General features: G+C 39.9%; 12 protein-coding genes. 8 read left to right on the plus strand and 4 right to left on the minus strand.

Annotated features, from left to right (window positions below):
• Positions 1–34 precede the first annotated feature (34 nt).
• Both AC13EX_RS18815 and AC13EX_RS18820 read left to right on the plus strand, forming a co-directional pair.
• Positions 35–2,299: a heavy metal translocating P-type ATPase gene (locus AC13EX_RS18815; RefSeq protein WP_339711956.1), complete on the plus strand. Its 2,265-nt coding sequence runs from the start codon at positions 35–37 to the stop codon at positions 2,297–2,299.
• A 33-nt stretch (positions 2,300–2,332) separates the two neighbouring features.
• Positions 2,333–2,542, plus strand: coding sequence for a heavy-metal-associated domain-containing protein (locus AC13EX_RS18820; protein WP_482893878.1), 210 nt, complete (start codon positions 2,333–2,335; stop codon positions 2,540–2,542).
• 436 nt (positions 2,543–2,978) lie between these two features.
• On the opposite strand, the gene AC13EX_RS18825 is transcribed toward AC13EX_RS18820, so the two are convergent.
• The 4 genes from AC13EX_RS18825 to AC13EX_RS18840 form a co-directional block, all read right to left on the minus strand.
• Positions 2,979–3,665 (minus strand): cytochrome c biogenesis CcdA family protein, encoded by a 687-nt coding sequence (locus AC13EX_RS18825; RefSeq protein ID WP_482893879.1) that lies wholly within the window; start codon positions 3,663–3,665, stop codon positions 2,979–2,981.
• Complete coding sequence (locus AC13EX_RS18830) at positions 3,662–3,994, minus strand: heavy-metal-associated domain-containing protein (RefSeq protein ID WP_482893880.1); 333 nt, start codon at positions 3,992–3,994, stop codon at positions 3,662–3,664. Before AC13EX_RS18830 ends, AC13EX_RS18825 begins: the two co-directional genes overlap by 4 nt.
• On the minus strand, positions 3,991–4,572 hold the full coding sequence (locus AC13EX_RS18835; RefSeq protein ID WP_482893881.1) for a metal-sensing transcriptional repressor: 582 nt from the start codon (positions 4,570–4,572) through the stop codon (positions 3,991–3,993). Before AC13EX_RS18835 ends, AC13EX_RS18830 begins: the two co-directional genes overlap by 4 nt.
• Before the next feature lie 79 nt (positions 4,573–4,651).
• Positions 4,652–4,924, minus strand: coding sequence for a thioredoxin family protein (locus AC13EX_RS18840; RefSeq protein WP_482893882.1), 273 nt, complete (start codon positions 4,922–4,924; stop codon positions 4,652–4,654).
• 177 nt (positions 4,925–5,101) lie between these two features.
• On the opposite strand from AC13EX_RS18840, the gene AC13EX_RS18845 reads away from it, so the two are divergent.
• The 6 genes from AC13EX_RS18845 (at position 5,102) to AC13EX_RS18870 (ending at position 13,908) form a co-directional block, all read left to right on the plus strand.
• On the plus strand, positions 5,102–6,139 hold the full coding sequence (locus tag AC13EX_RS18845; protein WP_482893883.1) for a QcrA and Rieske domain-containing protein: 1,038 nt from the start codon (positions 5,102–5,104) through the stop codon (positions 6,137–6,139).
• A 15-nt stretch (positions 6,140–6,154) separates the two neighbouring features.
• Positions 6,155–6,598, plus strand: coding sequence for a hypothetical protein (locus AC13EX_RS18850; protein WP_482893884.1), 444 nt, complete (start codon positions 6,155–6,157; stop codon positions 6,596–6,598).
• A 110-nt stretch (positions 6,599–6,708) separates the two neighbouring features.
• Positions 6,709–7,026 (plus strand): DUF6660 family protein, encoded by a 318-nt coding sequence (locus tag AC13EX_RS18855; protein WP_339711945.1) that lies wholly within the window; start codon positions 6,709–6,711, stop codon positions 7,024–7,026.
• 332 nt (positions 7,027–7,358) lie between these two features.
• Positions 7,359–11,771, plus strand: coding sequence for a CusA/CzcA family heavy metal efflux RND transporter (locus AC13EX_RS18860; protein WP_482893885.1), 4,413 nt, complete (start codon positions 7,359–7,361; stop codon positions 11,769–11,771).
• A gap of 47 nt (positions 11,772–11,818) precedes the next feature.
• On the plus strand, positions 11,819–13,039 hold the full coding sequence (locus tag AC13EX_RS18865; protein WP_482893886.1) for an efflux RND transporter periplasmic adaptor subunit: 1,221 nt from the start codon (positions 11,819–11,821) through the stop codon (positions 13,037–13,039).
• 446 nt (positions 13,040–13,485) lie between these two features.
• The gene (locus AC13EX_RS18870) at positions 13,486–13,908 is read left to right on the plus strand and encodes a Fur family transcriptional regulator (RefSeq protein ID WP_482893887.1); all 423 of its coding nucleotides are present in this window, start codon (positions 13,486–13,488) and stop codon (positions 13,906–13,908) included.
• Position 13,909 lies beyond the last annotated feature (1 nt).

Genomic DNA, 13,909 nt, shown 5'->3' on the forward strand with positions numbered 1-13,909 from the left:
TTCATCTCAGAACATATAGATTAAAAAATGATATATGGAAGCCATAGATATTATTGAACCAAAAAGAAGACCATCTAAAAAGATGGACAAGACACTAAAAAAATCCTTTCCTGTAACGGGGATGACTTGCGCCTCATGTGCCTCCAGCGTGGAGTCCATCCTTACCCATACTGAAGGTGTGGCCAAGGCAAGTGTCAATTTCGCTAATAGTTCGGTATTAGTAGAATATAACGATTCACTCACCTCAGAGGATTTGCGTAAGGCGCTACAGTCAGTTGGTTATGATTTGATTGTAGACGCTGAAAATCCATCAGAAGCGCAGCAGGAGCTTCAGGAAAAGCATTACCAGGAAGTAAAAAGACGCACCATTTGGTCTGCTATATTAACGCTACCGGTATTCATTCTGGGCATGTTCTACATGGACTGGATGCCGGGCAGATGGATTTCTCTGGCATTTACCATTCCGGTTTTATTCTGGTTTGGCAGAAGTTTTTTCATTAATGCCTATAAACAAGCCAGGCACGGGAAGGCTAACATGGATACGTTGGTGGCCCTGAGTACGGGGATTGCATTCATTTTCAGCTTGTTCAATACCTTATTTCCTGAGTTTTGGCACAATAGGGGCATACATCCACATGTGTATTATGAAGCGGCTACCGTAATCATCACTTTCATCTCACTGGGAAAAGTATTGGAGGAAAAAGCAAAATCCAATACTTCTTCTGCCATCAAAAAACTAATGGGTTTACAGCCCAAAACATTGAAAGTGATCGTGGATGGAGAGGAAGTGGAAATGCCCATTGCCTCGGTTGAGGTGGGTTATACCATTTTGGTTCGTCCGGGGGAGAAGATACCTGTAGATGGTGAAGTGGCCGAGGGAAATTCTTTTGTTGATGAAAGTATGATAACGGGTGAGCCTGTTCCAGTAGAGAAAACAAAAGGCGGAAAAGTCTTTGCTGGGACAGTAAATCAAAAAGGTAGTTTCCGCTTTATTGCTGAGAAAGTGGCTGGTGAAACCTTGCTTGCCCAAATCATAAAACTGGTGCAAGAGGCGCAAGGCAGTAAGGCACCCGTACAAAAACTGGTGGATAAAATTGCCGGAATATTTGTACCTGTAGTTATGGCAATTTCCATCGTTACTTTTATAACATGGATGCTGGTGGGTGGAGATGATGCCTTTACACATGCATTGTTTACATCAGTAGCCGTATTGGTGATCGCCTGTCCCTGTGCATTGGGACTTGCAACTCCCACTGCCATTATGGTAGGTGTTGGAAAAGGGGCTGAGAACAATATCCTGATCAAAGATGCGGAAAGTCTGGAGTTGGGCTATCGGGTGAACGCAGTTGTGTTAGATAAAACAGGAACGATCACTGAAGGTAGACCTGTGGTAACTGATGTGATCTGGGAGGATAAGCACCAAACGGACAAACTCAAACCAATACTACTGGCTATGGAATCCCAATCCGAACATCCTTTAGCGGAAGCCGTGGTTCAAAAGTTAAAGGATGAGGGGGCCAAATCAGCACAAATCACCCAGTTTAATAGCATTACAGGGCGTGGCATTAAGGCAATGGATGTCGAGGGTGCTTTGTTTTACGTTGGTAATCAAAAATTACTAACAGAGAATAACATAGCCGTCAGTAATGATTTGGATAGAAAGGCAAAAGCACTGCGCGAAGAAGCCAAGACGGTTGTCTTTTTTGCTAATAATAATCAAGCTTTAGCTGTACTGGCCATTGCCGATAAAATAAAAGAAACGTCTAAAAAAGCCATTGAAACGCTTCAGAGTCGAAACATTGATGTGTATATGCTTACTGGAGATAATCAGCAGACGGCTGCTGCGGTAGCAAAACAGGTAGGGCTACAGCACTTCAAAGCAGAAGTATTGCCTTCCGACAAAGCAGATTTTGTAAATGAGCTACAAGCCAAAGGAATGATTGTAGCCATGGTAGGTGATGGGATCAATGACTCACACGCCTTGGCACAAGCCGATGTAAGCATTGCCATGGGCCATGGGTCTGATATCGCAATGGATGTAGCTAAAATGACATTGATCACTTCTGACCTTCAATCGATACCTAAAGCACTAAATCTTTCTAGAAAGACCGTTATGGGTATCCGTCAGAACTTGTTTTGGGCATTCATCTATAACATTATAGGTATCCCTATAGCAGCAGGGGTTTTATATCCTGTAAATGGATTTCTACTTGACCCTATGATTGCCGGTATGGCCATGGCCTTCAGTTCGGTATCGGTAGTAGCCAATAGCCTACGACTGAAAACAACTAAAATTTAAAATTTAAATTTTCAAACTTTAAATAGACAAATCATGAATACTTTAAAATTTAAAACTAATATCAATTGCGGTGGGTGTTTGTCAAAAGTGACCCCATTTCTGAATGAGGAAAAGGAGATTGAAAAATGGGACGTTAACCTTAAGAGTGAAAACCGTGTGCTTACAGTGGAGACGTCAAAATTGAATGCCGAAGAAGTAAAGAAAACAGTGCAGAAAGCGGGTTTTAATGCTGAGGTAATATAGGGTCTTCTGAAATGCTTATTTGCTACTAATTCTCAATGCCCGCCCAAAAATACTTTTAAGCGGGTATTGAGAATTTAGTAGTGTTTTTGTGTTGGTTTCATTATGCATTTATAGTACTGATTTGTTCGATTAGGTTTTCTTAGCCTATACTTTATTCTCTCTTGATTTGGTAATTTTGCTGAACCCAAAATTCCGTGGTTGGATAATGTATTACGAAAAGATAAGTCGCAGGAGTTAAAACCGGTCTTTTATTGCCTGCACCTTCGATTGATAAGGTGGGATTTGAACAAGTATAAGGGCTTTAAAGGGAACAAGGTCAAAGCTGTAAAATGGCTTAGACAAATTACGAAGTCATAACCTAACTACTCACTGGCTTTTTCCATAAAGCTTGGTTTTCAGAGTCGGCTATTGTTTCTATTTTCTAACTAAAAATTAATCACAGATAAAAGCTAAAAACCCTAAAAAAATAAAAGCTTAAATAAAGTAAGGAGATTCCGCTCAATATTTGAATACTTTTTTTTAACCAAGATAATTTTGCAAGTTTTGAAATAGAACTTGAAAAAAGACCCACAATCAAAAAAGGAAGTCCTCTACCAATACCAAAGCACAAAGCAAGAAGTAAACCATATATTAAACTTGCTTTTGCAATTGCAAAAGACAATAAGAGTAATAAAGGAGCGGCTGATGTACCTAAACTAAATATAAATCCATAAATAAATGAACCCACAATTCCTGGTTTTCGTAAAGATTCAAGTTGTCTTACACGTAAATAAGGACCATAAAACGCAATTCCTGCTGCAATCAGCGATATTATTCCCATTCCAAAGGCCCAGTATTTTCCAAAAACCTCAGTCAGAAAAACACCAGAATAGCCAGCAATGCTTCCTAATAATGTTAAACAAACAACAATGCCAATAAAAAATGAAAATGTTACTGCAAATCCTGTTTTCGATTCTCGAATAGAAGTGCTTCCCACATATCCTGCAAATCCAAGACCAACAGGTAATGTACAAGGACAAATGCCACTGGAAATTAATCCTGCTGCAAAAGCAATTCCTAAACTTAAGATGGAATTGTTTTGAAAAGTAGCGGCAAATTCATTTAAAAAAGGGTCCAGGTTCATTGAGATAATTTTTTCACGGTTCCAGCCTTATAGCCAATTTCATTAATAGATTGTGTTATTTTATCTAATGAAACTTTTTGTGGGTTGTATTGTAGCGTTGCGCTTTTGTTTTCAAGACTAACTTTTACTTCATTTATACCTTTTAAATCGGAAAGTGTTTTTTTCACATTTGCTACACAGGAAATGCAGCTCATTCCTTCAATAGAAATTTCAATAGATACGTTATCATCCGGATTTACTTCAGTTTGTTTATTTTTATTACTGTTTTCAGCACACCCTAATAAAAGCATAAACATTAACAATAATGAAGAATTAAAAACGGTTTTCATATAACAGCTTTTTTGGGTTCATATCCTGATTTGGTCAAGGCAGTTTCTATTTCTGATTCATTTATCTTGTATGGATTAAATTCCACTCGTACCGATTTCTGTATCGTTTTGGTTTTTACCTTTTTAATTCCTTCTAATTCATTTAAAATGTTCGTTATTTTTTCAGCACATCCTTGACAAACCATATTGTCAATTGTTAAAGCTAGCGTTTGCATATTTTCTTTTGTATTTATTTGTAGAAATTCATAAATAGTTTCAATTTCTTTCATTTTATCAGTAAGCTCATAAAGATTTAAGTTGGGAAACTGCTTTCTAATCGTCGCAATTTTTTCCTCTTGACCACAATTTCCTGGGCAAGTTTCTAATGCTTCTGCAATTTTAATAGCCAATGCTTTTCTGAATACTTCGTCTAAAAGAAGGTGTTGGGCTTTTTCAAATCCTTTGTTAATCGCTTTAAACTGATTAAGAATTTGAGCAGGATTATCACTATTATCAAGCATTTTTATAACCCCATCTACTTGTCCGTTGATACCCTTTAAACGATCTTTAAGGTCTTTCGTTAAATCTTTTGGTAACATATTATTTTTCAATTAAATACATTCCAAACGCTGTTTAGAACATTTGGAATGTATTGATGTTAAATTTAGCAACTTCTTTTTACATTGATTTTCCAACTCCGGCAGCGATTAATTCATCTTTATTTACTCCTCTGTCTTTGCAACAGTTGAGCAGTATTCCATTTACGGCTACGGCAGGTAAAGAAGTGATGTTATACCCTTTCATTTTGTCAATGCATACTTTAGAGTCACATTGCTCAATGGTATTATATACTGTTATTTCGCAAGACTCCCAAGACATTTCTTTTACCATTTTTACTACTGGTTCACATATTGGACATCCAGCTGTAAATACTTCAATTTGTCGGTTCATCTTTTTAAGATTTTAATGATTAAAATTGATTACTCTACAAAGATGGGGTCGGTATAGGGGTGGTCTCCAAATTTATTTTCAATTATTTTTGTTTTCGCTTGACCATAGGAGTTTTCAGGCTTCACTTCCATTTGTAAAGTGAGTGCCGTGATAAGTGATAATAAGTTAAGGTTTTTAATGAATGAATTTACCAGTGATCAGGGAAAACCTCTGGAAGTGGTGCTTGTAACTGCAGCATCATTGGCCTTTCCCATAGCCTTGTACAAAATCAACCCGGATGAATATATCGCACTCTGGATGGAATGTACCCACAAGGGGTGTGAAGTCAATGCGCAACCTAATTACTTGGTATGCCCATGCCATGGTAGTGAGTATGATGCAAAAGGAAATGTAGTAGAAGGCCCGGCAGAAACTAATCTTAAAACATTTAACATAACCACAGATCATGAATACATCTACGCCATTTATAAAAATCTCAATCCACTATTACTTCTTATTCTCATGGGAATAGGAGCTTCCGTTATGGCACAGCGGGTAAATAATGATACTACTGCCATCCAAATGAACATGGATGCGGTCTATAATCGTCCGTTTTTGCAGGCTGGCAGCTTTCCGGTTGCCTTGGGTGGCTATATTGAAGCACACGCCCAGTATTTTGTGACAGATGGTATTACGGAAGGTGTCTCTTTCAAAATTCCAAGAATAACCCTGTTTATATCCTCCACCATCAAAGAACGGATCAAATTCCTTTCTGAAATTGAGTTTGAAGAAGGTACCAAGGAGATCAACATTGAGTTTGCCGCCCTGGATTTTGAACTCCATCCTGTGCTGAACCTAAGAGGCGGAATTATCATGAACCCAATAGGCGCATTTAACCAAAACCATGACGGGCCGAAGTGGGAATTTGTAGATCGGCCTATAATGGCTACTACCATCATCCCGGCTACTTTCAGCAATGTAGGCTTTGGTTTACACGGTAAGACCCATCAGAAACAATGGGTTTGGGCTTATGAGGCTTATGTTACCAATGGTTTCAATGCTCAAATAATTGCCAACAGTGTAGGCCGTACCTGGCTTCCCGCTGCCAAGGAAAATGTAGATCGTTTTGAAGAAAACTTCAATGCTGTTCCCCTAATTACACTAAAAACCGCAATTCGTCATCGGAAAATCGGGGAAATAGGTCTGTCATGGATGGGTGATGTATATAATAAATAGGAAGAAGACGGACTTGTGCTAGATGAAAAGAGGCGATTGGATGTGGTAGCTGTAGATTTCAATACTTCCGCTATCAAAAGAGTCAATATCACAGGGGAATGGGTATGGGCATTCATCGAAGTTCCCGAAACCTATTCACAGCAGTTTGGCACTCAGCAGCAAGGCGGGTTTGTCGACTTTGTTTACACCATTTTAAAGCGGAAAATACTTGGATGGGACCATGCGATACTCAACCTGGCTTTGCGGCTGGAGCATGTGGATTATAATGTCGGCTCATTTGTGGAAACCGGAGGAAATATACATGATGATGTACAGGCCATAGTGCCTGCCATTACCTTCAGACCCTCATCTCAAACTGTAATCCGTGCCAATTATCGGTATAAGTGGGAGACAGACTTGTTGGGCAATCCGGCAGCCAAAACAGCAGGCTTACTGATAGGAATATCCAGCTATTTTTAACAATCTGTTTTAACTATGTAAGTGCAAACAATCCGAAGAAAACATACGTTAACCTGAAAATACAACTTTGCAATTCCTATGCATTGCATAATTATGTATATTTGTATTAAATGAAAATCGCATGCTACATATTAAGTTTTTACTTCATGGCCCTGACTGGTGTAGTATGTGCTGATACTTTACCATATGATAATACCAAAGATACTATTACGGCCTTTTCAAGTAATGATGGCAATCATAACCACTCGCAGGAAAGTGGCTGGGATGGTTGTTCACCGTTTTGCGTTTGTCATTGTTGTCATGTACATGTTGTATCCTCACCAGGGGTAGTCATTACTCATCCGTTAAAACTACCCATTTTTTGGACTGCTTGCTTTCAGGATTTTAGAAGTGCTGAAACCATTGGTTTTCTAAAGCCCCCACAATAATAAAATTCAATGTTTAGCAGGAATAAGTGTGGCAGATCGGTAAAGTCTACTGGGGTCCATGACTTTTTTGAGCAATTCCCTAAACACCACTTCATTTGCCTTTCTTCAAAGGCAACCCTTTCTCTATATTCAATTCTATTTATAGAGTTTGAAAAAACTGAATAAGAACAAATAGAATAAGGGGAAAAGAGGAAGTAGTAAATCACTGCCTAAATAGTTTTGAAATGGGTTTTCATTGTGCTGATTTGTGCAATTCTCCTTATTACTACCTTACTACGATGGTCAGGCTTTTTCACTACAATATTTTCCCTATCAAATAATTAGTAATTCTTATGATCAATAAAATCATTTCTTTTTCAATAAGGAATAAATTCATCGTGGGCCTACTTACGCTGGCTCTCATTGGAGTGGGTATTTACTCCATGTACACGGTCAACCTGGGCTCTGTGCCTGACATTACCAACAATCAGGTGCAGGTAATTACAGTATCCCCTAACCTGGCAACTGAAGATATAGAGCAGTTTGTGACCTACCCGGTAGAATTATCTATGGGTAACCTGCCTGGTGTAGATGAAATCCGTTCCATTTCAAGGTTTGGGCTGTCGGTGGTCACCATCGTTTTTGAAGACGATATGGGTACCTATCTGCCCCGGCAATTGGTTCAGGAAAAACTCATCGAATTAAAAGAAACTATCCCGGAAAAATTCGGAAGCCCATCCATGGGTCCCATTTCTACCGGATTAGGTCAGATTTACGAGTATACTATTCAGCCGCAGGAGGGTTATGATTCACTATATTCTCCCATGGAGCTGCGTACTATCCAGGATTGGATTGTAAAAAGACAATTGACTTTACTGGATGGTGTCGTAGAAGTAAACTCCTTTGGAGGATACATTAAACAATATGAAGTAGCTATTAACCCTGAGAAACTCAATGCAATGGATGTGAGCATCTCTCAGGTATATGAAGCCTTAGCCAGAAACAATGTCAATACGGGCGGGGCATATATTGAGAAAAATAGGATGTCGAATTTCATCCGTGGTGAAGGACTGATACGCTCACTCGATGATATCAGAAAAATCGTCATTAAAAATGAAAATGGAATTCCAGTTACGGTAGGAGATGTAGCTCAGAAAGTTCATTTCGGTAGTCAGGTGCGCTATGGTGCTTTCACTCAAGACGGAAAAGAAGCTGTGGGAGGAATTATCATGATGCTGAAAGGTGCCAATCCAAATGCTGTAATTCAGAATGTTAAAGATCGTATGGTAGAAGTGCAGAAGTCACTTCCTGAAGGTTTACAAATTACGCCTATTATTGACCGAAGTGATCTGATAGCAAGGACAACCGATACCGTAAAGCAAAACCTGCTCGAAGGGGCTTTGATTGTAATTTTTGCGCTGGTAATCCTGCTAGGTAGTTTGCGAGGCGGAATTATCACTGCTACCACTATTCCCCTTTCCCTATTATTTGCCTTCATCCTGATGAAGCAATTCAATGTTTGGGCCAACCTCATGAGCCTGGGTGCCATTGACTTTGGGATCATTATTGATGGTGCGGTCATTATTATTGAAGGTACTGTATATGAAATTCAAAAAAAAATCCGCTCCGGTAAAATCAAATTTAATCAGGGTGTAATGGACGAAGTGGCTTATGACGCAGGTAGTACCATGATGAGCTCGGCATTTTTTGGACAAATAATCATTCTGATCGTTTTCGCCCCTATCCTTTTTCTTACCGGAGTTGAAGGTAAAATGTTTCAGCCCATGGCTTACACCTTTGGCTTTGCAATGATTGGCGCCATCTTTCTTTGTCTGACGTACGTGCCTATGATGTCGGCCTTATTAATGAAGCCCATCGAGAACAAAAAAAACTGGTTTGGAAAGTTTGAAAGATGGTTAGAAAAAGTAAGTGACAAAATCATAGGTGGCATAGAATGGGTCTATTTGCCATTACTTAAAGGTGCTTTAAAGTTAAAAGCACTCGTCATCATTTTAGGAATTGTACTTCTTATAGCCGCCGGGTTTATTTTTTCCCGAATGGGTGGAGAATTTGTGCCACAGTTGGACGAAGGAGACATTGCCATGCAAGCGTTGATTAGGCCGGGCAGTTCGCTGAGCGAATCACTAGAGGTATCTAAAAAAATAGAAATCCTGCTATTAGATAATTTTCCTGAAATCAAAACAGTTACTGCCCGGATCGGTGTGGCTGATATCCCGACTGATCCAATGCCGATGGATTTAGCCGATATGTACCTGATACTGGAAAAAGATAAAGAAAAATGGGTTACTGCTGAAAGTAAGGAGGACCTGATTGAAGCAATTAAAGAAAAGCTGGAAGAACAATTAACTGGGGTGAATTTAGTATTTACCCAACCCGTGGAATTGCGGTTTAATGAGTTGCTTGAAGGAGTCAGGGAAGATATTGCTGTGAAGTTATATGGCGAGGATTTGGAAATCCTAGCCGCCAAAGTACAGGAAATGGCAGAGATCATACAAACGGTACCAGGCGCTGGTGATGTAAACCCTGAAAGAACATCTGGCTTGCCACAAATGACTGTTCGTTACAATCGTGATAAAATAGCACAATACGGATTGGACATTCAAAAGTTGAACGAATATGTGAGCTCCGCTTTTGCAGGAGGGGTGGCTGGGGTCATCTTTGAAGGAGAAAAACGATTTGATCTAGTGATCCGCTTTGATGAAGCCCACCGTAAAAGTATAGACGATTTACGAACCTTATATATTGACCTTCCGGACGGCACGCAGGTTCCTGTCAAAGAAGTAGCCGATATCAGCTATATGCCTGGCCCCATGCAGATTTCACGTGATAATACATATCGCAGGACCTATGTCGGTGTCAATACTAGGGGCCGTGATGTAGAATCTGTAGTAAACGACATACAGGAAAAACTGGATGCACAGCTAGACCTACCTCCGGGCTATTACATCACTTACGGAGGTGAGTTTGAAAATCTTGAGCGGGCTAAAAGCAGATTAACCATTGTAGTACCCATAGCGTTGTTTCTGATATTTGTGCTTCTGTATTTTGCCTTACAGTCATTTTCACAATCTATTATGATTTACATCGCCATTCCTTTGGCAGCCATTGGTGGAATTTTTGCCTTATGGTTAAGGGATATGCCATTCAGTATTTCGGCAGGTGTGGGCTTTATAGTGCTATTTGGAGTAGCTGTATTAAACGGACTGGTATTGATCAACCGCTTCAACTCACTAAAAGAAGAAGGAGTTACCAGTATCCGTGACCGTATTTTTACCGGAACCAAAGAAAGGATCAGGCCGATCATGCTTACGGCTACTACAGATATATTCGGTTTCTTGCCGATGGCCTTTTCAGGATCTGCCGGAGCGGAAGTGCAGCGCCCCTTAGCTACGGTAGTGATTGGGGGAATGCTTACGGCTACACTGCTCACATTGGTGGTGCTTCCGGTACTTTACACTTTTGTGGAAAGCAGAAGTGACAAAAGAAAAAGCCTGAAAAGACCAAATGCCAACGTGATCATTGCCCTGATCGTTTGTGGAGGCTTATTCGGGCTACCCACTGTGGCGAATGCGCAACAGCAGCAACAGTCACAGGTCGGTTTGCCAACTATCACACTGGACCAGGCCAGAAAACGTGCGGTAGAAAGCTTTCCTAAAATCCAATCGGCAAGACTGGAGATAGAAAACCAGGAAGTTTTGAAGAAAACCGCCTGGGATTTTGGGAATACACAGGTCTTTACCGGAAAGGAAGAGGTAGGCAATGGCTCTGATGGTATTTATACACAATTTGGAATTCAACAACAACAGATAGATATCTTTGGAATAGCCCCACGGGTGAAATTGCAAAAAGAAAGGATTACACTGGCAGAGAAGTCACTTGACCTCTCAATCATTGAACTTGAGAGGGAAGTAAGCCAGGCTTGGGGCATGGTATATGCCACTAAAAACAACTATCAGGTTTATCAACAGTTGGATTCGATATTTGCAGATATTGAAAGAGCTGCCAGGATTCGATTGGAAACGGAAGCTACTTCTAAATTGGAATACTTAGCTACTTCCAACCAAGCCAATCAGGTACAGATACAAAAAGAGCAAGCTTATCGGGATTACCTGAGTGCTTTGCAGCGCCTCAACCTTTGGTTTGCTAACGATACCTTATTTACTGTACCTGATGTCCCCACCAATCAATTAGACAAGCCACTCAATTATGTAGCTGATTCATTGATGAATCATCCTTTATTGAACCTGTCGAAACAACGACTAGATGTGGCTGAAGCTACCATAAAAGAGAGACGATCACAGTTTTTGCCACAATTGCAGGGGCAGTATGGTAGACAGCAAATTGCTGGGCAATCGGGATTTTATCAGTATCAGGTAGGCATTAGAATTCCCTTGTTTTTCGGTCCTGAGCTTGGAAGAACACAGTCGGCCAAAATCCAGCGGGATATTGCCGGGCAAAACCTCAGACAAAATCAATTGGAACTGAATACCGCCTATCAGAACATGAGAGAACAATATCTGAAATGGCTAAATTCATGGAATTACTACCGTGATGAAGCACTTCCACTGGCTCAAGAGCAACGGGATGGGGCTATTTTTGCTTACAGGGAAGGCGCTATAGATTACGTAACATTCCTGCAAAATATCCGGGATGCCATTCGCATAGAGGTAGACTCCTGGAATGCCTTCGGTAATTATCTGGACAGTCGCTACCAGCTGGAATACTACTTAAAAACAACAAACTAATGATGAAATTGAAAGTCAAAAATAAGTTCAGACAAATATTATAAGAAATGAAAAAGCAAATAATATATATAGTGGCACTAATATTAATGGCATCGGTATTTACAGCCTGTGATAGCAAGTCCGCTGGTAACCTTGGAAAGACTTCTGATGCAGAACATATTGAGGGAGAGGCTGGATACGAAGGCGGAGAAGGTATGGCTGAGTTGCACCTCTCAGAGTTGAAATTTGAAAGTTTGGGTATTAAATTGGATACCCTGCCCACTCGACCACTTTCAGGAATTGTAGAAGTTAACGGCCAATTGGAGGTGCCACCACAACACGAAGCTACTGTTACCGCCATATTGGGTGCTAATGTTACTTCCATCAAAGTAATTGAGGGTGATCAAGTAAACAAAGGTCAGGTATTGGCTTATTTGTCGCACCCAAACCTAAGCAAACTTCAGACAAATTATGTGCGGGCATACAGTCAGTTACAGTTTCTGGAAAAGGAAAACCAACGACAGAAAAGGTTGTACGAAGAGGAAGTGGGTTCTGGAAAAACCTATCAGCAAATTCAGGCCGATTATCAGGCCATGAAAGGAGAAGTGAAAGGCTATGAAGCACAGCTAAGGCAACTCAGCCTGAATGTGGAGAAAGTACAGACTGGAGATATCTATCAATATGTACCTGTTGTGAGCCCAATTGATGGGTACATTGAAAAAGTGGAAGTACAACTTGGGCAATATGTAGAACCACAAACCAAAATGTTTATGATTGTAAATACCGATCATATCCATGCCGACCTGATGGTATTTGAAAAGGATGTATATAAGGTAAAGAAAGGACAAACTATATCTTTTACTGTAGAATCAGTTCCGGGCTCAACGCTTACTGCAGAGATTTATTCAGTGGGCAAGCAATTTGAACAGAATCCCAAAGCGGTTCATGTGCATGCAGAAATAAAAAATAAAGAAGACTTCCTCATTCCGGGGATGTATATCAATGGAAAAATAAGAACAGGAGATAATAACTCTGTAAAGGCATTACCAGAAAGTGCCATCATAGAAGAAGAGGGCAAGCCCTATATTTTTATGGCAGAAGCACATGAAGAAGATGGAAAGACCGAATGGGCGTTTAAAGCCATAGAAGTGCGCACAGGTATCACCGAAGATGGTTGGGTAGAGATCAAATTATTGGAGCCACTTACAGACGATACTCAGGTGGCATGGAATAATGCCTACTATTTGATCTCCGAAATGAAGAAAAGCCAGACTTCTCATAGTCATTAAATGAGTTGGCAAAAGTCAGTTGGCAGGGAGCTAAACCTAGACCACTTTTGCTAGTTGCTTTTGGAGGTTATTATCTTCATTAATTGATTAAAAATTATAACGACTATAAAAATGAAGAAATTAAAGTTGTACTTGTTGAAAAAGTACAAATAGTTGGTGACTCACAAGGCGATGCAGGTTGCGATGATAAGGCTATTTAATAGGGGAGGAGCCTATGCGAACCAGCAAAGAAATACTTCTCCTTCATTAGGCTTTTATTTTACCGATAACCCGAAAATATAATCTGGGCAAAAGTACCAAAAATGAAGGAATGGATAAAGATGTGTATTTATTTTGGGAAAAATTTCAAAAACCTGAAGCAGGTGATGGTATTATTTACTTCTCCAAATTGGTTGATGCATATAGTATGAAGACATGTGATTCTATTAAAGAATAATTTAAAGCAAATGATAAAGGAATTAGAACAAAGCTTAATGGCTCACAATATCAAACCCACTACTATGCGGTTGTTGGTATTTGAGTACCTCATGGGTAAGGAAGCAGCAGTTAGTCTGACCGATTTATATCAGGACTTTGAGAAATCGGACCGGACTACTATATACAGAACACTAAAAGTTTTTGAAGAAAATGGCATGGTACATAGTATTGATGATGGTACTGGTGTGCCCAAGTATGCGATGTGTGAAGAGGGATGTAATTGTGAAATAGAAAGAGACTTACACCTGCACTTTCATTGCAGAATATGCGGACAAACCAAATGCTTGACCAGTTATAAAATTCCCGAAGTAGAGTTACCTCCAAATCATATTCCTGAAGAGGCTAATTTAGTTGTAAAAGGTGTTTGTGGTAATTGCTCAGAAAATAAATAGA

The sequence above is a fragment of the Cyclobacterium sp. L-R genome (genome assembly GCF_056859355.1).

Coding starts and splice junctions, on each gene's coding strand:
- AC13EX_RS18815 (WP_339711956.1), top strand. CDS start 35: ATGGAAGCCATAGATATTATTGAACCAAAAAGAAGACCATCTAAAAAG.
- AC13EX_RS18820 (WP_482893878.1), top strand. CDS start 2,333: ATGAATACTTTAAAATTTAAAACTAATATCAATTGCGGTGGGTGTTTG.
- AC13EX_RS18825 (WP_482893879.1), bottom strand. CDS start 3,665: ATGAACCTGGACCCTTTTTTAAATGAATTTGCCGCTACTTTTCAAAAC.
- AC13EX_RS18830 (WP_482893880.1), bottom strand. CDS start 3,994: ATGAAAACCGTTTTTAATTCTTCATTATTGTTAATGTTTATGCTTTTA.
- AC13EX_RS18835 (WP_482893881.1), bottom strand. CDS start 4,572: ATGTTACCAAAAGATTTAACGAAAGACCTTAAAGATCGTTTAAAGGGT.
- AC13EX_RS18840 (WP_482893882.1), bottom strand. CDS start 4,924: ATGAACCGACAAATTGAAGTATTTACAGCTGGATGTCCAATATGTGAA.
- AC13EX_RS18845 (WP_482893883.1), top strand. CDS start 5,102: ATGAATGAATTTACCAGTGATCAGGGAAAACCTCTGGAAGTGGTGCTT.
- AC13EX_RS18855 (WP_339711945.1), top strand. CDS start 6,709: ATGAAAATCGCATGCTACATATTAAGTTTTTACTTCATGGCCCTGACT.
- AC13EX_RS18860 (WP_482893885.1), top strand. CDS start 7,359: ATGATCAATAAAATCATTTCTTTTTCAATAAGGAATAAATTCATCGTG.
- AC13EX_RS18865 (WP_482893886.1), top strand. CDS start 11,819: ATGAAAAAGCAAATAATATATATAGTGGCACTAATATTAATGGCATCG.
- AC13EX_RS18870 (WP_482893887.1), top strand. CDS start 13,486: ATGATAAAGGAATTAGAACAAAGCTTAATGGCTCACAATATCAAACCC.